The organism is Pseudomonas sp. NPDC088368 (assembly GCF_044753445.1).
Lineage (GTDB): Bacteria > Pseudomonadota > Gammaproteobacteria > Pseudomonadales > Pseudomonadaceae > Aquipseudomonas > Aquipseudomonas bambusae.
The window spans coordinates 158,937-180,506 of record NZ_JBIVNG010000005.1; the positions used below are offsets into that span (position 1 = coordinate 158,937).

General features: G+C 61.1%; 16 protein-coding genes and 1 pseudogene. 14 read left to right on the forward strand and 3 right to left on the reverse strand.

Features of this window, described 5'->3' with window-relative positions; all coding sequences use genetic code 11:
- Window positions 1-7: 7 nt before the first annotated feature.
- Window positions 8-2,017, reverse strand: coding sequence for a DNA helicase Rep (gene rep / locus ACIQAL_RS12225; protein ID WP_401145575.1), 2,010 nt, complete (start codon window positions 2,015-2,017; stop codon window positions 8-10).
- Between the two features lie 202 nt (window positions 2,018-2,219).
- Between rep and ACIQAL_RS12230 the strand changes: the two genes are divergently transcribed.
- Entirely contained in the window at window positions 2,220-3,887 is a 1,668-nt protein-coding gene (locus ACIQAL_RS12230) for a putative bifunctional diguanylate cyclase/phosphodiesterase (RefSeq protein WP_401145578.1), read from the forward strand.
- 49 nt (window positions 3,888-3,936) lie between these two features.
- Here the strand turns inward: ACIQAL_RS12230 and ACIQAL_RS12235 are convergent, their stop codons facing one another.
- The gene (locus ACIQAL_RS12235) at window positions 3,937-5,319 is read right to left on the reverse strand and encodes a NorM family multidrug efflux MATE transporter (protein ID WP_401145581.1); all 1,383 of its coding nucleotides are present in this window, start codon (window positions 5,317-5,319) and stop codon (window positions 3,937-3,939) included.
- A gap of 165 nt (window positions 5,320-5,484) precedes the next feature.
- Here ACIQAL_RS12235 and ACIQAL_RS12240 point away from each other — a divergent pair, with 165 nt between their 5' ends.
- From ACIQAL_RS12240 to ACIQAL_RS12250, 3 genes and pseudogenes are all read left to right on the forward strand, one after another.
- A complete protein-coding gene (locus ACIQAL_RS12240; protein WP_166594067.1) occupies window positions 5,485-6,405 on the forward strand; it encodes a LysR substrate-binding domain-containing protein in 921 nt (306 codons plus the stop codon).
- 408 nt (window positions 6,406-6,813) lie between these two features.
- Window positions 6,814-7,935, forward strand: a pseudogene (locus ACIQAL_RS12245) (Cache 3/Cache 2 fusion domain-containing protein); the annotation flags it as partial.
- A 132-nt stretch (window positions 7,936-8,067) separates the two neighbouring features.
- Window positions 8,068-8,790 (forward strand): methyl-accepting chemotaxis protein, encoded by a 723-nt coding sequence (locus ACIQAL_RS12250; RefSeq protein WP_371928483.1) that lies wholly within the window; start codon window positions 8,068-8,070, stop codon window positions 8,788-8,790.
- A gap of 8 nt (window positions 8,791-8,798) precedes the next feature.
- Here the strand turns inward: ACIQAL_RS12250 and ACIQAL_RS12255 are convergent, their stop codons facing one another.
- Window positions 8,799-10,583: a helix-turn-helix domain-containing protein gene (locus tag ACIQAL_RS12255; RefSeq protein WP_401145584.1), complete on the reverse strand. Its 1,785-nt coding sequence runs from the start codon at window positions 10,581-10,583 to the stop codon at window positions 8,799-8,801.
- Between the two features lie 207 nt (window positions 10,584-10,790).
- On the opposite strand from ACIQAL_RS12255, the gene ACIQAL_RS12260 reads away from it, so the two are divergent.
- The 10 genes from ACIQAL_RS12260 (at window position 10,791) to ACIQAL_RS12305 (ending at window position 21,464) form a co-directional block, all read left to right on the forward strand.
- Window positions 10,791-11,381 carry an amino acid synthesis family protein gene (locus ACIQAL_RS12260; RefSeq protein WP_401145587.1) on the forward strand — a complete coding sequence of 197 codons (591 nt, stop codon included), beginning with the start codon at window positions 10,791-10,793 and terminating at the stop codon, window positions 11,379-11,381.
- Between the two features lie 222 nt (window positions 11,382-11,603).
- Entirely contained in the window at window positions 11,604-12,596 is a 993-nt protein-coding gene (locus ACIQAL_RS12265; protein WP_341960876.1) for a flavin reductase family protein, read from the forward strand.
- A gap of 14 nt (window positions 12,597-12,610) precedes the next feature.
- The gene (locus tag ACIQAL_RS12270) at window positions 12,611-14,122 is read left to right on the forward strand and encodes an aldehyde dehydrogenase (protein WP_401145590.1); all 1,512 of its coding nucleotides are present in this window, start codon (window positions 12,611-12,613) and stop codon (window positions 14,120-14,122) included.
- 33 nt (window positions 14,123-14,155) lie between these two features.
- The gene (locus ACIQAL_RS12275; RefSeq protein WP_166594073.1) at window positions 14,156-15,226 is read left to right on the forward strand and encodes an LLM class flavin-dependent oxidoreductase; all 1,071 of its coding nucleotides are present in this window, start codon (window positions 14,156-14,158) and stop codon (window positions 15,224-15,226) included.
- Window positions 15,223-16,053, forward strand: coding sequence for an alpha/beta fold hydrolase (locus tag ACIQAL_RS12280; RefSeq protein ID WP_401145592.1), 831 nt, complete (start codon window positions 15,223-15,225; stop codon window positions 16,051-16,053). Before ACIQAL_RS12275 ends, ACIQAL_RS12280 begins: the two co-directional genes overlap by 4 nt.
- Entirely contained in the window at window positions 16,050-16,364 is a 315-nt protein-coding gene (locus ACIQAL_RS12285) for an NIPSNAP family protein (RefSeq protein WP_166594074.1), read from the forward strand. The genes ACIQAL_RS12280 and ACIQAL_RS12285 overlap by 4 nt, the downstream gene beginning before the upstream one ends.
- Window positions 16,365-16,547: 183 nt before the next feature.
- The gene (locus tag ACIQAL_RS12290; RefSeq protein ID WP_401145595.1) at window positions 16,548-17,753 is read left to right on the forward strand and encodes a glycine betaine/L-proline ABC transporter ATP-binding protein; all 1,206 of its coding nucleotides are present in this window, start codon (window positions 16,548-16,550) and stop codon (window positions 17,751-17,753) included.
- Window positions 17,746-18,645, forward strand: a complete 900-nt coding sequence (locus ACIQAL_RS12295; protein WP_341960869.1) for a proline/glycine betaine ABC transporter permease — start codon at window positions 17,746-17,748, stop codon at window positions 18,643-18,645. The genes ACIQAL_RS12290 and ACIQAL_RS12295 overlap by 8 nt, the downstream gene beginning before the upstream one ends.
- 171 nt (window positions 18,646-18,816) lie before the next feature.
- Complete coding sequence (gene proX, locus ACIQAL_RS12300; RefSeq protein ID WP_401145599.1) at window positions 18,817-19,848, forward strand: glycine betaine/L-proline ABC transporter substrate-binding protein ProX; 1,032 nt, start codon at window positions 18,817-18,819, stop codon at window positions 19,846-19,848.
- 155 nt (window positions 19,849-20,003) lie between these two features.
- Entirely contained in the window at window positions 20,004-21,464 is a 1,461-nt protein-coding gene (locus tag ACIQAL_RS12305) for an NAD-dependent succinate-semialdehyde dehydrogenase (protein WP_401145602.1), read from the forward strand.
- Window positions 21,465-21,570: the final 106 nt, after the last annotated feature.

Consider the following 21,570-nt stretch of genomic DNA (forward strand, 5'->3'; position numbering starts at 1 on the left):
TGTCGGTTTATCTTTTCAGCATGGCGCGAATGTCCGCCAATGCCGTATTGCCGCGAACGGCTTTCACTTCGGTCGGTGTGTCGTCGTTGCCTTCCCAGGCCAGATCATCCGGGGGCAGCTCGTCGAGGAATCGGCTGGGCAGGCAGTCGATGATCTCGCCGTATTGCTTGCGCTTGGCTGCGAAGGTGAACGCCAGCGTCTGACGGGCGCGGGTGATGCCCACGTAGGCCAGTCGGCGTTCTTCCTCGATGGTGTCGGCCTCGATGCTGGAGCGGTGCGGGAGGATTTCCTCTTCCATGCCCATGATGAACACGTAAGGAAATTCCAGACCCTTGGAGGCGTGCAGCGTCATCATCTGCACGCCTTCGGCACCGTCCTCTTCTTCCTGCTGACGTTCGAGCATGTCGCGCAAGACCAGCTTGCCGATGGCCTCTTCGATGGTCATGCCGCCTTCTTCGTCTTTCTCCAGCGTGTTCTTCAACGCTTCGATCAGGAACCACACGTTGCCCATGCGGTAATCGGCGGCCTTGTCGCTGGAGCTGTTCTGACGAATCCAGTTCTCGTAATCGATGTCCATGACCATGCTGCGCAGGGCCGCAATCGGGTCTTGGGTCGCGCACTGCTGGCGCACGCCGTCCATCCAGTGCTTGAAGCGCTTGAGGCGGTCGGTGAAGCGGCTGTCCAGATGTTCGCCCAGGCCGATTTCGTCGGTGGCGGCGTACATCGACACTTTGCGCTCGGTGGCGTAGTTGCCGAGTTTTTCCAGCGTGGTCGAGCCGATTTCCCGGCGCGGCACGTTGATTACGCGCAGGAAGGCGTTGTCGTCATCCGGGTTCACCAGCAGGCGGAAATAGGCCATCAGGTCTTTCACTTCCTGACGCCCGAAGAAGCTGTTGCCGCCCGACAGGCGATACGGAATCTGGTGGTGTTGAAGCTTCAGCTCGATGAGCTTGGCCTGATAGTTACCGCGATAGAGGATCGCGAAATCACTGTAAGGCCGGTCGGTGCGCAGGTGCAGGCTGAGAATCTCGACCGCCACGCGCTCGGCTTCGGCATCCTCGTTCTTGCAGCGGATCACGCGGATTTCGTCGCCGTGGCCCATCTCGCTCCACAGCTGTTTTTCGAACGCGTGGGGGTTGTTGGCGATCAGCACGTTGGCGCAGCGCAGAATGCGGCTGGTGGAGCGGTAGTTTTGCTCCAGCATCACCACTTTCAGCGACGGGTAATCGTCCTTGAGCAGCATCAGGTTTTCCGGCCGCGCGCCACGCCAGGCATAGATCGACTGGTCGTCGTCGCCCACCACGGTGAACTGGCAGCGGGTGCCGATGAGCATCTTCACCAGCAGATACTGACTGGCGTTGGTGTCCTGGTATTCGTCCACCAGCAGGTAACGGACTTTGTGCTGCCACTTTTCGAGGATGTCGGCGTGTTCCTGGAACAGCTTCACCGGCAGCAGGATCAGGTCGTTGAAGTCCACCGCGTTGTACGCCTTGAGCGTGCGCTGGTAGTGGGTGTAGACGATGGCGGCGGTCTGCTCCTTGGGGTTGCGCGAGTTGGCCAGGGCTTCTGCAGGCAGGATCAGGTCGTTTTTCCAGGAGTCGATCATGTTCTTGATCTCGTCGACGCCGTCGTCGCCCGAGTATTCCTTCTGCATGATGTCGGTCATCAGCGCCTTGACGTCGGTCTCGTCGAAGATCGAGAAACCCGGCTTGTAACCCATGCGCGCATGTTCCTTGCGGATGATGTTCAAGCCCAGGTTGTGGAACGTCGAAACCGTGAGGCCACGTCCTTCACCGGCTCGCAGCAGGGTGCCGACCCGCTCTTTCATTTCCCGCGCCGCCTTGTTGGTAAAGGTCATGGCGACGATGTACTGCGCACGGATGCCACAGTTCTGAATGAGGTGAGCGATCTTGCGGGTGATCACGCTGGTCTTGCCGGAGCCAGCACCGGCGAGCACCAAAAGAGGGCCGCCGACGTAGTTCACGGCTTCTTGTTGCCGGGGATTGAGTCGGGACATGAGGAAAAGGGGATCGCTTGCAAAATGGGCGGGCATTTTAACAGGGTCGAAGGATTGTGCAGCGACCGTCCGACACTGTGATGCGTCACGCTATCTATATTTCGCCGTTTTGTTACATTTGCGCAGCACGCGGTGAATCTACGCGTTTGACGCCCCTCGTTTGAATGGGCGCCGATGTCTTTTGTTTGTGTGGGGAGCTAGCTTGTCTACGCCTGTCGAACCCTTGCGTTTGCTGCTTCTGGCGGACACGCCGGAATGGCCAGCGATATTGCGCGAGTGCCTGGCCCCCTTGGGGGAAGCCGCTTTTCTCGACTGCGCGTCGAGCTGGGACGCTATTGGCCAGCCTGATGACCCCTCGCATTCTTTTATCCTCTTCACCACCCCCGCCTTGCAGCCTGCGGCCGGTCAGTGCAGTTGGCCGACGGTGCTGTTGCTCGATGTCGAACCTGATACTGACCCTGTGGGCGTCAGTGATTGGTTGATTCGTGAAGCCCTGAATACCCAAAGCCTGCGCCGCTGCCTGCGTCATGTGCGCGAACGGGGGCTGCTGGAAAACACCCTGCAACGCCTCGCTGAGCAAGACCCGCTGACCGGCATTGCCAACCGTCAGGGGTTTCAGACGTTGCTCGCGGCGCGCCTGGTTGAGTTCGATGGGCGAGGGCTGGCGCTGGGACATCTGGACCTCGACAACTTCCGTCGGGCCAACGACGCGCTGGGCCATCAGGCCGGGGACCGCTTGATTCTGCAGGTCGTGGCGCGCATGAAGAGCCAGCTCGAAGCCTGTGATCAGCTCGCGCGGCTCGGCAGCGATGAGTTTGCCCTCTTGATCGATACCCGCCGTGCGCCGGATCGCGCTGAATGGATGGCCGAGCGCATCACCGAAGCGCTGTCCGAGCCTTATTGGGTGGATGGCGAAAGCCTGCTGATCGGTTGCAGCCTCGGGATCGCCCATGCCCGCGCTGACGCCGGGGCCGATCCGCTGATGTGGCATGCGCACATCGCGATGCAGCAGGCCAAAGGCATTCAGGGCTGCACCTTCCACGTCTTCAATGAACGCATCAATCGCAACGCTCGCAGCCTCGCCGATCTGGAAAGCGAGCTGCGCCGGGCGTTGCGGCGTGACGAGCTGGAGCTGCATTACCAGCCGCGTCTGTGCCTGAATACCGGGAAAATCCTCGGCCTTGAAGCCCTGGTGCGTTGGCGCCATGCCGAGCGTGGGCTGTTGCCGCCCAGCGAATTCGTGCCATTGGCCGAGCAAAGCGGGTTGATCGTGCCTCTGGGCTATTGGGTGATTTCCCGCGCCTTACGCGACATGCAGACGCTGCGGGAAAAAGGCCTGCCGCCGCTGCACATGGCGATCAATCTGTCGTTCCGCCAGTTCCAGGACAATCAGCTGCTGCCGACCCTGGACCGGCTGATCAGTGATCGCGGCGTAGATGCGCAGTGGCTGGAGTTCGAACTGACTGAAACTGCGGTCATGCGCCGTAGCGATCTGGTCAAGCAGACCATGGATGCGCTGGGACGCTTGGGCGTGCGGTTCTCGCTGGACGACTTCGGCACCGGCTTTTCATCATTCGTGCACCTCAACAGCCTGCCGATCACCTTGCTCAAGATCGACAAGAGCTTCGTGGGCGAGATGGAACAGCGCGAGGAAAACCGCAAGCTGGTGCACGCCATGATCAACCTGGCGCACAACTTGAGTCTGGAAGTGGTGGCAGAGGGGGTCGAGACGCCTGAGCAGTTGGCGTTGCTGCGCAGCTTCGGTTGCGATCAGGCGCAGGGGTATCTCATCAGCCACCCGCTGGCGCTGCCGGAATTGCTGGATTACCTGATGTTCGATCAAAAAGGGCGGGTAGCGCAGGGGCTGTGAAGTGCCCCCGACCTTACCTGTAGGAATGCGCGCCTACAGGCAGTGGGAGTCAGCCCATCACCACAACGCCCGTCGCTTCTTTACGCAGCAGCTTTGCGACCTTGTGTTCGAAGGCGTAGGTCAGTGCGACTGCCGAACACAGCAACCCGACCGCCAGGCCCCACCACACGCCTTCCGCCCCTTGGGTCGCGAGAAAACCCAAGCCCCACGCCAAGGGTGCGCCGACGACCCAATAGCTGGCCAAACCAATGAGAAAGGTCGTCTTGGCATCCTTGAAGCCCCGAATGGCGCCCATCGCGATGGTCTGGGTGCCGTCGAGAATCTCGAACCATGCGGCAATCGCCAACAGCTTTACGGCCAACTCGACGACGCTCTGGTATTTCGGATCGTTCAGGTCGACGAACAGCCCGATCACCACGTGCGGCGCCACCCAGAACAGAACCCCGAACGCCAGCATGAGCAGGCCTCCGAAGGTGATGCCCACGCGGCCAGCCGTACGCGCCTGCAGCAGGTTGCCGCCGCCATAATGCAGGCCGATGCGCATCGTCACCGCGTAAGAAATCCCGACGGGAATCATGAATGCCATCGACACCGACTGCAGCGCAATCTGGTGCGCCGCCATCTGCGTGCTGCCCATCGCGCCCATGCAGAATGCCGCGAAGGTGAACAGTCCGACTTCCACCGCGTAGGTGCCGCCAATCGGCAGGCCCAGCCGCCACAACTCTTTGAGGCTGGCGCGCGACAGACTCATCAGGCCTACGTGTAAAGGGTACGCGGCGTACACCTTGCGGTAACGAATGTGCAGCCAGAGTGCCAGCGCCATGCTGTTGGTGACGATGGCGGTGACCAGCCCGATCCCCATCAACCCCCAGTGTGGCAAACCGAACAGGCCGTGAATGAAGGCGTAGTTGAGACCGAAGTTGGCCGCGACCCCGACCAGGCTCACCACCATCACCGGCGTCGCGCGGCCCAACGCGCTGGTGAACCCGCGCAACGCCATGAAACTCAGCAGGCCCGGCAGCGCCAGCGGCAAGGTCAACAGGAATTGGCTGGCCATGTGAACGTTGGCTTCGGCTTGGCCGAAGTGCAGCAAAATCGGCGTCAGGTTCCAGAGAATCAGCGCGGCGACCAGCGCCATGCCCCATGCGAGCCAGAGGCCTGCTTGAGTCAGCCGCGTCGCGCCGAGATCATCATTAGCGCCTTTGCGAATCGACACCAGCGTGCCCACCGCGGCCATCACGCCCACGCAGAAAAACGAAACGAAGTTATAGCTCGCCGCCCCCAGCCCACCGCCCGCGAGAGACTCCGGGCCGAGCTTGCCCATCATCACCGTGTCGGTGAAGACCATCAGCATGTGCGCCATCTGCGACGCGATAAGCGGCCCGGCCACGCGCAGGATGATCCACAGTTCTTTGAAGGCGTTCTGTTGCATGTTCGCGGCGCTCGGGAGGGGTGAGGCATTGATGAGCAGGTCATTGTCGTGATTCGAGGCCTAATGCACAAAGGGATAAATACGATCATTGGCATGAGTAAAACTCATCCTGAGAATTTTGCAGTACAGTGCCGAGATCGCCATCACGCAAGAGGAATGCGCCCGATGCCTCGTAGTCTTCCGCCTTTGTATGCGCTCCGTGCATTTGAAGCTGCCGCGCGGCACAGCTCATTTACCCGCGCCGCCGAAGAACTGTCGATCACACAAAGCGCGGTCAGTCGGCACATTCACACCCTTGAGCAGCACTTTGCCTGCCGATTGTTTCGTCGCAACGGACGCAATCTGCAATTGACCGAAGCGGCTCGGGAGCTGTTGCCGGGGGTTCGTGAAGGGTTCTCGGCGCTGGAGCGCGCGTGCAGTGCGCTGATGGCCGAGGAGGGCATTTTGCGCATGAAAGCACCCTCGACGCTGACCATGCGCTGGTTGCTGGCGCGGCTCAGCCGGTTTCGTCATTTGCAGGTGGGCAATGAGGTGCAACTGACGAGCGCGTGGATGGACATCGATAACGTCGATTTCGCTCAGGAGCCGTTTGACTGCGCGGTGTTGCTGAGCCGTGGGCATTTTCCGCCAGACTGGGAGGCGACCTATCTGTTTCCGGAACTGTTGATTCCGGTGGGATCGCCCAGCCTGCTTGATGACGCGCCTTGGGATGTTGCGCGACTGGCCAGCGCCGAATTGCTGCATCCCACGCCGGATCGCCGGGATTGGCGCAGTTGGCTTGAGCGCATGGGTTTGTCGGATCAGGTCTCGCTCAAGGGCGGGCAGGTGTTCGACACGCTGGAGCTGGGGATGATCGCGGCGGCGCGGGGATATGGGGTGTCGATGGGCGACCTGCTGATGGTGGCCGAAGACGTCCTCCAGGGCCGGCTCAGTCTTCCGTGGCGTACGGCGGTGGTCAGCGGCGAGAACTATTACCTCGTCTGGCCCAAGACCCGCCCGGGGGGAGAGCGGTTGCGCCGCCTGAGCGACTTCCTGCAGGGCGAGGTGCAGGCGATGGAATTGCCGGATGTGACGATATTGGAGTAGCTATTGCCGGTTTTGCTTTTGGCCGCAGGTCTTAGGAGTGCCGGGGGCGATGCGGTCTGGCTTTTGGTTCTGGCCGAAGGCCGTGGGAGTTGGCTTGCCTACGATCTGGCGCGTAGCGGCAGTAAAGCCGAGGTCTGAGGTGTGTCAGGCATATTGAGTCTTCAGGTATTGCTACTGCTTTGCAACAGATCGCAGGCAAGCCAGCTCCCACGGCCTGCGGCCAGAAGCGGCTGCCCGTTGCCTTCCGTCCTAAGACCCCGTGTAGGACTCAAGTATTTTCTGTGTCAGCCGAAGGTGTTATTACAGAGCCGACAACAATCGATCGGCCTATCGATACCCTCTATTAGAAATCAGCCCGAACGGTACACCTGAGGTCAGGACGATCCGGTCGTTTGCCAAGGAGTTTTCATGCCTCAACCCCGTGCCCGCATTGCCTCGCAGCTTGGCATCGCCTTGGCCGTCATCCTGGCGGTCGTCATCAGCGGCAGTACCCTGTTCGCCCTGCGTTCGCTGGATTCGGCGAACCTCGTTATCCGCGAAGAGCATATGGGCAGCGAAGCGCGGTTGTTGGCCGATCAGCTCAATACGTTCCACAGTACCTTGCGCGACAGCACTCAACGCTTGAGCGGGCTGTTCGAGAAGCGCTTTAGTGGCGGCCTGACGTTGCAGCCCGAGCAACAAATCACCGTTGCCGGGGTACAAACGCCTGCACTCCTGCTCAATGGCAACCCGCTGAACAATGACTTCGCCGAAGTCGACGACTTCAAGAAAATGACGGCAGGCGTCGCGACAGTCTTCGTGCGCAACGGCGACGACTTCATCCGGGTCAGCACCTCATTGAACAAGCAGGACGGTTCCCGCGCCATCGGCACCGTGCTGGACCACAAACACCCGGCGTACGAAAAATTGCTCGCTGGGCAGAGTTACGTGGGTCGCGCGCTGTTGTTTGACCGGCTGTACATGACCCAGTACACCCCTGTGCGGGACGCGGGCGGCAAGGTCATCGCCGTGCTGTTCGTGGGTTTCGATTACACCGACGCGCAGAAGTCGCAGTTCGACAACCTCAAAAGCTTCCGCATCGGCTCGACCGGCTCGTTGGCCCTGCTCGACGAACAGAACAAATGGCTGGTGCCGCCAGCGGGCGTGAAGGATCTGGATCAGGCGAGCAAAACCTTGGCCGAATTCGTCAAAACCCCTAACAAAGGCCGTTTCTGGCAAGACGCAGGGGATGATTTCTACACGGTCGCGGAGCCGTTCTCCGGTGGACCATGGGTCGTGCTCGCCACCATGCCTAAAGCGGAAATCAGCGCCGTGACCTGGAGCGTCGGCACCCAACTCGCCATCGGCAGCCTGTTGGCGATGCTGATCGCAGTCGGCTCGGCGATCTGGCTGTTGCGCAGCAAACTGCAGCCGCTGTCGGATCTTGTGAGTCAGGCCGAAGCCCTCGGCGCCGGCGACCTGAGCGTGCGCCTGAACGTAACGCGCCACGACGAAATCGGCCAGTTGGCCAGCAGCTTCAACCAGATGGGCCAGGCGCTGGAAACCATGGTGTCGCACATTCGTATCGCGGCCCAGGAAGTCAGCGGGCGGGCGCAAGCGTTGTCCGGCCTGTCGGGCGGCGCGTACGAAGGCATGGAGCAACAGTCCGGTGAGATCACCAGCATGGCCGGGGCCGTCGAAGAGTTCAGCGCCACGGCCCTGACCATCGCCGACAACATGGGCAACACCGAGCGTCTGGCCCAGGGCAACGCCCAGCAAACCCGCATCGGTCGCGCGTCGATGGAAGAAGCGTCGGCGTCCCTTGAGCAGATCGCCGGTTCGCTGGGTAGCACCGCCGCCGTGATCGACACCCTCGGTCAGCGTTCGCAGGAAATCGGCGGCATCGTCAGCGTCATCACCTCCATCGCGGAGCAGACCAACCTGCTTGCCCTCAACGCCGCCATTGAGGCTGCGCGGGCAGGGGAGCAGGGGCGCGGATTCGCTGTGGTCGCTGATGAAGTGCGTAATCTCGCCTCGCGCACCCGTCAGGCCACCGACGAAATCTCCGGCATGATCGCCAGCATCCAGCAGGAAACCGGCAACGCCATCAGCACCATGGAACAGGGCAATACGCTGATGCAGGAAGGCCTGTCGCGTAACGCCAAAGTGGCCGCCGCTTTGGCCCATATCGACGAGCAAAGCCGCTCTGCGGGCGAGCAATTCGCGTCGATCACCACCGCGACCCAAGAGCAGAGCAACACCGCGACGCTACTCAGTGCCAATTTGCAGAGCATCGCCCTCGCCAACAGCGAACAGCGCGAAGTGGTGTCGAACTTGGCGGTGACGGCGCAAGAGTTGAATGCGCTGGCGGCGGATCTGCGCAAGGAAGTGGACCGCTTCAGGTAAAGGAAAACCTAGCTGCCCATGACGTTTTGCAGGCGGATAGCGAGCTCGATGGCGAAGCGTCGTTCCGGCGTTTCAACATCGATGTCGAACAGTTCCTGAATGCGCGTCAGCCGATAACGCAGCGTGGTGACATGCACCCCCATCGCATCCGCGCAGGCCTGGCTGCGGCAACAGACTTGCAGGTAGGTCGAGAGGGTTTCGAGGTACGGCGTGCCGTGCTGTTTGTCGTGGGCGATCATGGCCCCCACGCTGTCGGCGACATAGGCGCGAATGTCTTCGCCGCCGACCGCTGCGATCAGCATCGGCATCGGCCCGAAATCCTGGCCTGAGAGCGGCCCGGTTCGTCCGAATGAACGGGCAATGTCGATCATCCGGCGGCAACGCTCCCACGCCACGGGATAATCGTTCAGTGTCGTGCAGCAGCTGCTGGCCAGCACGATGGGTTCGACGGACAGGTAATGCATCAGGTCGTCAGTGATGCGGCGCATGACCTTGGTGATTTTCTCGGCGCCTTTTTCCCCTTCGAACGGCACCAGACACACCAGCCCCTTATCGATGGCGATCACCGTTGCGTCCATCCCTGCGCGTTGCAGGATGCGCGATGCGTTGTGATGGAAGTGGCTGGGCGCGTTAGCGTGCTTTTTCGCCCCGTCGGAAAAGTCCACGACAATCATCTGTTGCGGCGCATTGAGATGAATATCCAGCCGCTGCGCCCGTTGCAGCACGTCGTTGGCGTCTCGCCAGCGGCGCTCGATGACTTCGAAAAACAGCTCGGTCTGGGTGCGGGTTTCGAAGCGGAAGCGAATGACGCTGCGCATCATCTGCACGCTCAGGGCGAACTTGGCGCTTTCCAGCATCAGTTGGTCTAGCTCGCTCAGCGACGGCGCCACGGCGAACAGCACCAGCGCGCCCACCAGTTCGTGATCGACCGTCAATGGCTCGATCTGCGCCTTGAAGGTGAAATGCCGCGTGCCGTCGTCGAGGAACAGGTTGACCGGCGTGCGCACTGAGCTGTTCAAGGTGTCGCGACAGGTTTTCGAAATCTGCGAACTAAGCACGCCTGCCACGGCGTTCTGCCAGCTGGCGTCATCGAACATCGTCGCGTCCGGCGAGCGACCTGCGATGACCTGGTTTGCCGCGAAATCAACCGCCACCAGCGGGCTGGGCAACAGGCTGCCGACCATGAGCGATAACGAAGACACCGAGCCTTCCGCCAACACGTGTTCGAGCAGCGTAGTGTGCACGCGTAAGGCTTGTTGCAAACGTTCGGCGGCCAGGCGCTGCGCTTCCAACTGGTGCTCGCGCTCAACGGCAATGGCGCCCAGGTGAATGATCATTCCGAGGAAGGCCAGGTCTTCATCGCCGACTTCTTTGATGTGGCGCGACACCACGCTCAACACCATGGGGCGCCCTTCGAAATCCCGGCAGCTCATCGGCATGACCAGCACCGTGCGGTAATCGCGCTCGTAGGATTCCATGCGATAGCCCGAGTACTCGCTTTCGCGGACGTCGCGGATGTAGATTGGCTCGTTGCGTTGCAGGGCGATCACGGCGGGGCTCGACGCCAATTCCCAGCGGTCGCTGAGCGGGCGCTGCAACAGCGTCGGGTCGTGACGGGCGACGACGTATGCGTAGCCCTGGCTCATGTCGATGGACATAATCGACCCCAGCGTCCAGTCGGTGTGCTGGCAGCTGACCCGCACCAATTGGCGCAAGGTCGAGTCCAGATCGCCACCGGAGTTGATCTGGCTGGCGACATCACGCAATGACAGCAACTGCATCGTTCTATTCACGTCCGTCACCTCGCCTGGCCGGTGGAGTTTAAAACTAGCGTGGCCGATGACGCCAATACTTGCATCATTCCAGAGTAATGTTCTCGCTTTTTATCCGTCGAAACGCTGGAAGACGCACCCCATTACGCTCCCTAACCTGATGTCCATGCCCTCCACCGCGCTGTCCACGCAGCGCACGATTCATTTAACGAGAGAGTGACGACCATCATGGATACAGGCGTAAGAAAATATTCCACGTTCATTGAGGAAACGTTCATCGAAGGCGGCAAGGAGGCCGATCGCCCCATCACCATGGTCGTCGTCGCGGCGGTTTTGAAAAACCCTTGGGCAGGCCGCGGATTCGTCGAAGATTTGCGCCCTGAGATCCTGCGCCTGGCCCCGACGCTTGGGCAGGAGCTGACGCGACGTCTGGTGGCGCTGATGCCGCCGGACAAGGTGGAAGCCTACGGCAAGGCCGCGTGTGTCGGCGTCAATGGCGAGATTGAACACGCGTCCGGCCTGATCCACACCCTGCGTTTCGGCAACATGTTCCGCGAAGCGGTGGACGGCACGGCCTACCTGAGCTTCACCAACGTGCGCAACGGGCCGGGCGCGCTGATTTCCCTGCCGATGGTGCACAAAAGCACTACCGGCAAGCGTTCCCACTTTCTCACCGCTAACTTCCAGATTGCCGATGCCCCCGGCCCGGATGAAGTGCTGATCGCCATTGGCGCCGCCGATGGTTCTCGTCCGCACCCCCGCATCGCGGACCGGTTCCAGGACATGGCTGAAATGGAAGCCGAGAAGCAACAGCGCTGACACCCGTGGGCCGCGCGCCCACAGACTTATCGCCTCTTCAAAGCAGCCCGATCACGAATCGGGCTGCTTTTTTTGCGTCGAAGATTCGCTGCGACAGGTGTGCTCTGAATACTCGGAAGAGCAGCAAAAAAAATCCCGACTTTGCTCTTTTTCGATGGAAGAACGCGGGCAGCGGCAGGACTAGCCTTGCATCAAACCCGAGCAACAAAAAGGACAGAGTCAATGTCGAGCACGATGATCAGCGCCAACGATGCAGCAATCGATCCGGGTGCACTTCGCCAAGCGTTCGGCACCTTCGCCACCGGGGTGACGGTCATCACCACGCACGATGCTGACGGCCAGCCACGCGGAATGACGGCCAACTCGTTCACCTCGGTCTCACTCGATCCGCCGCTGTTGCTGGTCTGTGTCGGCAAATCGGCCCTGAGCTACACCGCCTTCGCAAGCGGCGACTGCTTTGCGGTCAATCTGCTGCACGAAGGTCAAACGGATGTTTCGGCCACCTTTGCCTCGAAATCGCCGGACAAGTTCAAAACCGTCAATCATGACGTTGTGCACACCGGCGCGCCGATCCTGATGGACAGCCTGACCTGGTTCGATTGCTCGGTGGATCAGCGCGTTGACGCCGGTGATCACATCGTCCTGATCGGCCAGGTGCGTGCATTTGGCACCAGCCCGAAATCACCTCTGTGTTTCTGCCGTGGCAGCTACGCCAGCCTCAAGGAACCGCTGCCGTCAAAATGGCTGGAGTCCCACGGCATGATCAGCGGCTACCTGATCGAAGCCGACGATTCAATCCTGCTGCGCGCCGATGGCAAGGGCGGGTGGAGCCTTCCGGTGTCGGGCCGCAGCCGCGGTAAAACCGAGCTGCCCGTGGATCAGGGCTCGCTGATGCTGGTGCCCGAATCCACGTTTCTCTATTCGGTGTTCGACGTCGATGACATCGATCCCGGTTACCTGATCTTCCGCGCCCAGCTCGACACCGCCAGCTCCTCGCAGGCGTTGCCCGAGTCCCTGCGTTTCTTTCCGGTCGATCAGCTCCCCTACGACCTCATGCCCAGCAACGAAATGCGCTCCGTGATGCGCCGCTACGTTCGCGAGCGCAAGGATCAGCGTTTCAGCATTTACATGGGTTCGAGCGACGGCGGCCGCGTGGCAATGATCGACGGCGCCGCCCGGACCTGGGCCGACTTCTCCCGCGAACAACAACTGTGACAGCAGGAAGACTCATGAAAACGACGGTTAATTCACTGGAAGGCAATCGCCTGGACCTGTTCATTGACGGGCAGTACGTGGCGCCCAGCAAGGGACGCTATGTCGATAGCTTCGACCCCACCACCGGGCAGGCGTGGTACCAGTTTGCCGAAGCGGATGCGGATGACGTGGATCGCGCCGTTCAGGCGGCCCGTCGAGCGTTCGTCAATCCGGCCTGGCGGCGCATGACCCAGACTGATCGCGGCAAGCTGGTGCGTCGTCTGGCCGAGTTGGTGCTGGAAAACGCCGAGGAACTGGCCCTGCTCGAAACCCGCGACAACGGCAAGCTGCTGCGCGAAATGCGTGCCCAGATGCGGGCCCTGCCTGACGCGTACACCTATTTCGCCGGCATGGCGGACAAGCTGCAAGGCGACACCATTCCCGTCAACAAGCTCGACCAGCTCAATTTCAACATTCGTGAACCGTTGGGTGTGATCGGCATGATCACTCCTTGGAACTCCCCGCTCATGCTGCTGACCGGCACCCTGGCGCCCAGCCTGGCCATCGGCAACACGGTCGTCATCAAGCCTTCCGAACACGCCACGGCGTCAACGCTGGCGCTCGCGGAGCTGATCATGGAAGCCGGTTTCCCGGCGGGCGTGGTCAACGTGGTCAGCGGCAACGGTGCCATCACTGGCGAAGCACTGACCCGCCACAAGGACATCGATAAATACGTGTTCACCGGCAGCACTGACACCGGTCGACGCATTGCAGGCAACGCGGCGAACAACCTCGCGCCGTGCCAGATGGAACTGGGCGGCAAATCCCCGCACGTGGTGTTCGCCGACGTGGACATCGAGAAAGCCGTGAACGGCGTCGTCTCGGGTGTCTTCGCCGCCGCCGGACAGACCTGCGTGGCCGGGTCGCGCTGCTTCGTCGAGGCCAGCATTTACGACCAGTTCGTCGAAGCGCTGGTCGCCCGTACGCAGCGCATCACCGTTGGCCATCCGATGGAAGACAACACCGACATCGGCCCGCTGGCCCTGCAAGCCCAATTGCAAAAGCTCCAGCACTACATCGCCTCCGGCTCCAGTCAGGGGGCACGGGTGGCCATCGGTGGCAAGCGCCCCGACACTTCGAACCTGTCCCAAGGCTGGTACTTCGAACCGACGGTCATGGCCAACGCCACCAACGACATGACGTTCATGCGCGATGAGCTGTTCGGGCCTGTGGTGGGCGTGGTGCCGTTCAACTCCGAAGAAGAAATGATCACCTTGGCCAACGACAGCGCCTACGGCCTGGCTTCAGGGGTCTGGACTCAGAACATTGATCGCGCCATGCGCTTCGCCAGCCGCATCGATGCCGGGACCGTGTGGATCAATACCTACCGCTCGGCCGCCTACATGTCGGCCAACGGCGGGTTCAAGGACAGCGGCTACGGGCGGCGCGGTGGGTTTGACGTCATGCGCGAATTCTCCCGTGCCAAAAACATCGTCATCGATTACTCAGGCGCGATGCAGGATCCGTTCGTGATCCGTCTGCGCTGATTTATTCCACGCGTCTGCCCAGGGGGAATACGCATGAAATTCGCTGTCTCGATCAGCATGGAACGCGCGTCGCCGAACGTGCCCATGCACACCGTTATCGCCAACGTGCTGGAACTGGCGCGCATGGCCGATGAAGGCGGTTTTGAAACGCTGTGGACGTCCGAGCACCACACGCTCGAATGCACCATCGCGCCCAACCCGTTTCAGACGCTCGTGTGGCTGGGCCAACACACCCAACGCATTCGGCTGGGCACCGCGACGATTGCGGCCGCCTACTGGAACCCGATTCGTCTCGCGGCCGAAGCGGCGCTGTGCGACCACCTTACCAACGGGCGGCTCGAATTCGGCATCGCCCGTGGCTCGTATCAGTATGAGTTCGACCGCATGAACCCCGGCGTCGTCCAGCAGGAAGGCGTGGCGTACATGAAGGAGCTGGTGCCTGCCGTGCAAAAGCTCTGGCAGGGCGATTACGCACACGAGGGCCATTACTGGAATTTCCCGCTGACCGCTGCTGTGCCAAAACCTTTGCAGAAAGCCCCGCCGATCTGGGTCGCGGCCCGTGATCCCGGCACCTTCGACTGGGCCTTGAGCATCGGTGCGAACATTCTCTCTACGCCGCTTTCTCTGCCCGCTGCCGAGATCAAGGTGCTGAGCGACAAGTTCGAAAAGGCCGTGGCCGATCACCCGGAAGTGCCGCGTCCCCGCTTTATGATGCAACGCCGCACATGCGTGTATGCCCGTCAGGACGACTGGGAAATTCCGGTGCGCCACAGCATGGATTTTGGTCGCACGTTCGAGAATCTGATGCAGAACATCGGCTCGGTTCACGACGGTTTCCCTGAAGCGGTGCCATTCGAAAGTGTGAAAGGCAAAGAGAACTACAATCCGGAAAACATCCGCCGCAACCTGATGTTTGGCACCCCCGAGGAAGTGATCGAGAAGCTACTGGATTACGAGGCCGCCGGGGTGGATCAGTACTGCCTGGGCCTGAGCTTCAACCTGCCGTTTGAACTGCAGAAGCAGACGCTTCGGCTGTTCATCGATGAAGTCATGCCGTTCTTCGCCGAGCGTGAACGCACTCGCCAGCGGGCCGTGAATCAATGAACGCCGTGGCTCAGGATCGGCAACTGACCGTGGGACGCGTCAGCCTGAATTACCGCGTGGACGGCGAGGGCGCCGAGCGGCTGGTGTGCATTCACGGCGTCGGCTCCAGCCTGCTGGCGTGGGAAGGCGTGGTGGAGCGACTGAAGGAGCGTTTCACGATTCTGACTTTCGACTTGCGCGGCCACGGGAATTCCACCCGACTCAAGGGTCGCTATGACATCGACGAGATGGTCGATGAGGCGCTGGCACTGGCCGACGCCATCGGGTTCTCGCGCTTTCATCTGGCGGGGTTTTCACTGGGTGGCCTCATTGCTCAGCGGCTGGCCCTAACCCACCCCGAGCGCGTGCGTCGGCTGGTGCTGCTGTCCACGGTCGCGGGGCGCAACGCGCAAGAGCGTGAAAGGGTCATGGCGCGTTTGGCAGCTTTGCAAGCAGGTGAGCCGGGCTCGCACTACGACGCTTCGCTTTCGCGCTGGCTCACCGAAGATTTCCAAATGAAGAACCCGCAGTTGGTCGCGCAACTGCGCGAGCGCAACGCCCAGAACGACCCCGAATGTTACGCGGCGGCATATCGAATTCTGGCCGAGACTGATTTTGGCGACGCACTCGATCAGATTCAGTGCCCGACGTTGATTGCCACAGGCGCTGACGACGCCGGTTCCAATCCGCGCATGGCGGCTTTCATGCACGAGCGCATAACCGGTTCGCAGTTGCGGATTCTGCCGGGGCTGCGGCATTCGATCCTGACCGAGGCTCCCGAGTTGGTGGCCTCAATGATGCAAGGCTTTCTGCTGGAAACCGCGACTGAACCCGAGGCGCAATCATGATTCTTGAAGAGCGCATTTACCGAATCCGCTCGGGGCAGATGAGCAACTACCTGGCGTTGGTCCGCGAAGAAGGCTTGGCGATTCAGCAGCCGATTCTGGGCCGCCTGATCGGCTACTTCGTCAGCGAAATCGGCCCGCTCAGCCATGTGGTGCACATGTGGGCCTATGACAGTTTCGAGGAACGGGTCAGGCGCCGACAGTTGCTGGCGCAGGATCCGCGATGGCAGGTATTCATTCCCAGACTCACGGCGCTGATCGAGAGCTCGGAAAATCGTATCTTGTTACCCACTGACTTTTCACCGCTGCAATGAACAAAAAACGAGCGTGGTCACGAGGCCGCGCCACTGAGCCTGTTTGCTGATGCGTGCTTGCTCACCGATCGATAAGGCAGCGCCTGGAAGCCAGATTAACGGCTCCGGCGCGAATGCCAGCAACTGCCATCGCCAACAGATTACGGTTTGAATTTCCGCATCTTGGAAAAAATGGAGGCACGGGTGAGTGAACGTCTGAAGATTGAGAACCTGTACAAGGTCTTTTCCTCCACCCCGCAAAGAGCCATGCAGCTCTTGGCGCAAGGGGCGAGCAAGGACCGGATTCTGGCGGAGACCAGCACGGTCGTCGGCCTGAACAACGTCTCGCTGTCGGTCCCCAGTGGCGCGATCTACATGATCATGGGGCTGTCCGGCTCGGGGAAATCCACGCTCGCCCGTTGCATCAATCGCTTGAACGAGCCGACAGCGGGCAAGATCCTGCTGGACGGGCAAGACATCGTCGGCCTGAATGAAAAGGACCTGCGAGAGGTGCGCCGTACGCGCATTTCCATGGTCTTCCAGCATTTCGCGCTGTTGCCCAACAAATCCATCATCGAGAACACCGAGTTCGGCTTGAAGCTGCGTGGCATTGCGCCCGCCCAGCGCCGTCAGCGGGCCGAGGAAGTATTGTCAGTGGTAGGGCTGTCGAAGTGGGCCTATCACTACCCGCATGAGCTGTCCGGCGGCATGCGCCAGCGGGTCGGGCTGGCGCGGGCGCTGACCACGGACGCCGACGTGTTGATCATGGACGAGGCCTTCAGCGCACTCGACCCGCTGATCCGCTGTGAAATGCAGGACGAATTGTTGCGCCTGCAACGCAGCTTGAAGAAGACCATTCTGTTCATCACCCACGACTTTCAGGAAGCGCTCAAGCTCGGCACGCGCATCGCGATCATGGCCGACGGGCAGGTGGTGCGCGAGGGCACGCCGCAATCCATCGTCATGGAGCCGGGCAGCGAGTACGTCTGCGGTTTCACCCGTGAAGTTGATCGCTCGCGGCTGTTCGATGCGCGCTCGGTGATGCAACCGGCCTCGACCTTCCTGGATGACGCGCTGGGCCGTGTGGTGGGTAATCAGCAAGCGTTCCGCAAGGATGCCTTCGTGCTGACACCGGGCAACAAAGTCCTCGGCGTGCTGGACGCGCAATCGCTGCTCAAGGTCCGCGCGGGCAGCCCGGCGAGCAATCTGGTGTCGACCAATTTCGTCACGGTCTCGGCCAACACCAAGCTGGTGGAGATCTCGCGGATGATGAAGGCCGATCAACCGGTCGCGGTCGTCGATGAAAGCGGTGCCTTCATCGGCACGCTGGAGCCGGAAAACATTCTGGAATGCATCGGCACCGTTGCCTCTCCACGAAACCTCACACAAGAAGGTGCACACCATGCTTGAGGCACAAGACCTGGCCGTTTTCCCCGTCGATGAATGGGTGTCGGATGGCGTGCAGTGGCTCGGAATCCACTTCCGGCCCATCTTCCTGGCGATTCGCTGGCCGATCGAAAACCTGCTGGCGTTCAACGACTACCTGCTACACGCCGTTCCGTTCCCGGTGATGGTGGTGCTGATGTTTTTGGTGGCGTACCGCGCCGCGAGCCTGGGCATTGCCTTTTTCAGTGCGGCGTCGCTGATCGCCATTGCCGCGCTGGGCGTCTGGGACGAAGCCATGACCACGCTGTCGCTGATCACCACAGCGATTGTCATGTGCATGATCATCGGCATCCCGATGGGCATTCTCTGCGCCCGCAGCGAGAAGGTCTGGAGCGTCGTCCGGCCGATTCTCGACATCATGCAGACCACGCCCACCTTCGTTTACCTGGTGCCGGTGGTGATGCTGTTCGGCGTCGGCACGGTGTCCGGTGAAGTGGCCGTGGTCATCGCGGCTGCGCCACCGCTGATCCGCTTCACGTACCTGGGCATTCGCATGGTTGATCAGGAAATCGTCGAGGCGGGCCTCGCGTTCGGTGCGGACAAGCGTCAGTTGCTCTGGGAAATCCAGTTGCCGATGGCCATTCCGACCATGCTCGGCGGCCTCAACCAGACGGTTCTCACGGCCATGGTGATGTCGGTCGTGGTGGCAATGATCGGCGCCGAAGGGCTGGGGCTGGTGGTGTTGCAGGGTTTGGGTCGACTGGACGTAGGGCGCGCCGCCGTGGGCGGTATCGCCATCGTGCTGCTGGCCATGATGCTCGACCGCATCACGCAGAAACTCGCGCTGCCAGTCAAACGCGGCAAGCGCCAATCACTGTTCAAACGGCTGGTCAGCCCGAACCGGGTCAACGCCTGATTCATCCGAGGTCCGCACTCACCGAAAAACCGTTCACCCAACGTTGTACCGATCACTGCACCGATTCGTGAAACCACTAAAACAACAATGCGTGCCTGATCTTCATCGCCGTGCTTAGGCTGCAAGAAGCAACTGCCATCACTGAAGAAACGGACACGCCAAGGGGAAACCATGAAACAGATGCTAAAGCGCTTGCTTGCAACGATGACCGCCGCAGTCCTTGTCAGCGCCTCGGTCCTTGCCGTGGCGGCCGACGAGCCTGGCAAAGGCAAGACGGTCCGTCTGGCGCAATCCGACAGCATGGGCGGCAACTACGTGTTGACCACCATCACCGCCGAAGCCCTCAAACAGCTGGGCTACGACGTTAAAGTGAGCACCGTCAACTCGACGCTGTTCTTCCAGGCTGCGGCCCAGGGCGATCTGGACATCGCCATGGACCTGAACTTCCCACAGCGTCAGCCGGGCTTCGACAAGGTCAAGGACAAGGCGCAAATGGTGGGCAAAGGCTCGATTCAGGGTGGCGGCTACAACGGCTACCTGATCGACAAGAAGACCGCCGACAAATACAACATCACTTCGCTGGAACAGTTGAAGGACCCGAAAATCGCGGGGCTCTTCGGCAAGAACGGCAAGGCTGAGCTGATCAACTGCGATCCGGGCTGGAGCTGCGGTGATGTGGTCGAATACCAGCTCGATAAATTCGGCCTCAAAGACACCATCACCTCCGTGCGTGGCAAATATGAAGCGCTGATGTTCGAAGTCGTCGCCCGCGAGAAACGCGGCGAGCCGGTGTTCTTCTACGCGTGGATTCCGTCGTGGATGACTAATGCCCTGGTGCCGGGCAAAGACGTCGTCTGGCTGCCGACCCCGTTCGACGCGCTGCCGCCGAACGTGCCGAATGCCGGCTCCGCGTCGATTCCCGGCGTTCCTGGTTGTGCGGGCAATGCCGACCCATGCCGCATGGCAATGGCGGTCTGGAACTGGAACGCCGTCGCCAACAACACCTTCATCGCGGCTAACCCGGCTGTGAAAGCGCTGGCTGAGCAGATTTCGTTCTCCCGCGAGACGTGGTCCGCCTGGGAAAAAGCCATCAGCACCGGCGGCGGCAGCGACCGCAAGATTCGCAAAATGGCCGAGGACTGGATGAACGAAAACAAGACCACTTTCGATGGCTGGGTCGCCGCTGCGAAGAACGCCGGTTGATTCGCCTCCGCTGACGAAGCGGGCGGGTCCGACAGCACAGTGTGCTGCGTGACAAGCTCAGTTCGGCAGGTCCTGTGGTCCCGAACCGCGATACGGCATCCGCCGTTCGCGGTTTTTTTTAGACTTTTTTCACCCTCCCAGACAAGGCGCTCGTCATGCTCAAACTGCGACTCAAAGACCCCTCCCTGTTCGCTGATCATGCCTACGTGGGCGGCCACTGGATTCAAGCGGACAATGGCGTGACACTCCGTGTGACCAATCCCGCCACCGGCCACGAGCTGGGGCTGATCCCCGCGTTGGGCGTCAACGAGACGCGGCGTGCCGTGGAATGTGCGAACGAGGCCTGGAAAGACTGGCGCCACGTGACGCCCGCCGAGCGCGCCAAACTGCTGGAAAAGTGGCACCAGCTGATTCTGGAGAATCAGGAAGACCTCGCGCAGATCATGACGGCGGAGCAGGGCAAGCCGCTGGCAGAAGCTCGGGGCGAGATCGCCTACGGCGCCAGTTTCGTCAAATGGTTCGCTGAAGAGGCCCGGCGCATTTACGGCGACACCATTCCCGCGCCGACGGCGGATCGCCGCATTCTCACGCTCAAGCAGCCAGTGGGGGTGACGGCCGCCATCACACCGTGGAATTTCCCGAACGCGATGATCACCCGCAAATGCGCCCCGGCCTTGGCGGCAGGCTGTACGGTCATCGTCAAACCCTCCGAGATGACGCCGTACTCCGCATTGGCCTTGGCGGTACTGGCCGAGCGGGCGGGGTTTCCCAAGGGCGTCATTCAGGTCGTCACCGGACTGCCGACGGAGATTGGTGCGGAGCTGACCGGCAATCCGCTGGTGCGCAAGCTGTCGTTCACCGGCTCCACCCGCGTCGGCCAATTGTTGATGAGCCAGTGCGCCAGCAGCATCAAACGCCTGAGCCTGGAGTTGGGTGGCAACGCGCCTTTCATCGTCTTTGATGACGCTGACCTTGAGCTGGCGATTGCCGGGGTCATGCAGAGCAAATTTCGTAATGCCGGACAGACCTGCGTCTGCGCCAATCGCATTCTGGTGCAAGACGGCATTTATGAGCGGTTTGCCGAGCGGCTGGCGGCCGAGGTGGCGAAGCTCATCGTCGGCAACGGGCTGGAGCAGGGCGTGACCATTGGCCCGCTGATTAACCGTGCTGCGGTCACGAAAGTGGCGTCGCACATTGGCGATGCGCTGGAAAAAGGCGCGACGGTGCTGGCGGGCGGGATGCCGGAAGGCGAAGGTTTGTATGTGCAGCCGACCGTCCTGCTGGAAGCGACGCCCGACATGCTGATGGCCAACGAGGAAACGTTCGGCCCCGTTGCGCCGTTGTTTCGGTTTACCGATGAGGCCGAAGCGATCGAAATGGCCAACGCCACGCCATTTGGCCTCGGGGCGTATTACTTCACCCAGGACATGCGTCGCTCGTGGCGCGTCGGCGAAGCGCTGGAATTTGGCATGGTGGGCTTGAACACAGGGATCATCTCCATGGAAGTCGCGCCGTTTGGCGGGGTGAAGCAATCCGGCATTGGACGGGAAGGCTCGAAATACGGCCTCGATGAATTTCTGGAGGTGAAGGCTTGGCACATTGGTGGGTTGGGGTGAGCACACCACCGAAAATAAGGGGTGGCTCCTGCGGGAGAGCGTGGCGGCCTCATAACCTGAGGCGCCTGCAAATTCTGAAGGAGCGAATTCATTCGCGAAAAACGGA

Excerpts from the sequence above, each read along its gene's own strand:
- ACIQAL_RS12295 (WP_341960869.1), top strand. The coding sequence starts at position 17,746 with ATGCTTGAGGCACAAGACCTGGCCGTTTTCCCCGTCGATGAATGGGTG.
- ACIQAL_RS12250 (WP_371928483.1), top strand. The coding sequence starts at position 8,068 with ATGGCCGGGGCCGTCGAAGAGTTCAGCGCCACGGCCCTGACCATCGCC.
- ACIQAL_RS12270 (WP_401145590.1), top strand. The coding sequence starts at position 12,611 with ATGAAAACGACGGTTAATTCACTGGAAGGCAATCGCCTGGACCTGTTC.
- ACIQAL_RS12235 (WP_401145581.1), bottom strand. The coding sequence starts at position 5,319 with ATGCAACAGAACGCCTTCAAAGAACTGTGGATCATCCTGCGCGTGGCC.
- ACIQAL_RS12265 (WP_341960876.1), top strand. The coding sequence starts at position 11,604 with ATGTCGAGCACGATGATCAGCGCCAACGATGCAGCAATCGATCCGGGT.
- proX (WP_401145599.1), top strand. The coding sequence starts at position 18,817 with ATGAAACAGATGCTAAAGCGCTTGCTTGCAACGATGACCGCCGCAGTC.
- ACIQAL_RS12280 (WP_401145592.1), top strand. The coding sequence starts at position 15,223 with ATGAACGCCGTGGCTCAGGATCGGCAACTGACCGTGGGACGCGTCAGC.
- ACIQAL_RS12285 (WP_166594074.1), top strand. The coding sequence starts at position 16,050 with ATGATTCTTGAAGAGCGCATTTACCGAATCCGCTCGGGGCAGATGAGC.
- ACIQAL_RS12275 (WP_166594073.1), top strand. The coding sequence starts at position 14,156 with ATGAAATTCGCTGTCTCGATCAGCATGGAACGCGCGTCGCCGAACGTG.
- ACIQAL_RS12240 (WP_166594067.1), top strand. The coding sequence starts at position 5,485 with ATGCCTCGTAGTCTTCCGCCTTTGTATGCGCTCCGTGCATTTGAAGCT.
- rep (WP_401145575.1), bottom strand. The coding sequence starts at position 2,017 with ATGTCCCGACTCAATCCCCGGCAACAAGAAGCCGTGAACTACGTCGGC.
- ACIQAL_RS12305 (WP_401145602.1), top strand. The coding sequence starts at position 20,004 with ATGCTCAAACTGCGACTCAAAGACCCCTCCCTGTTCGCTGATCATGCC.
- ACIQAL_RS12260 (WP_401145587.1), top strand. The coding sequence starts at position 10,791 with ATGGATACAGGCGTAAGAAAATATTCCACGTTCATTGAGGAAACGTTC.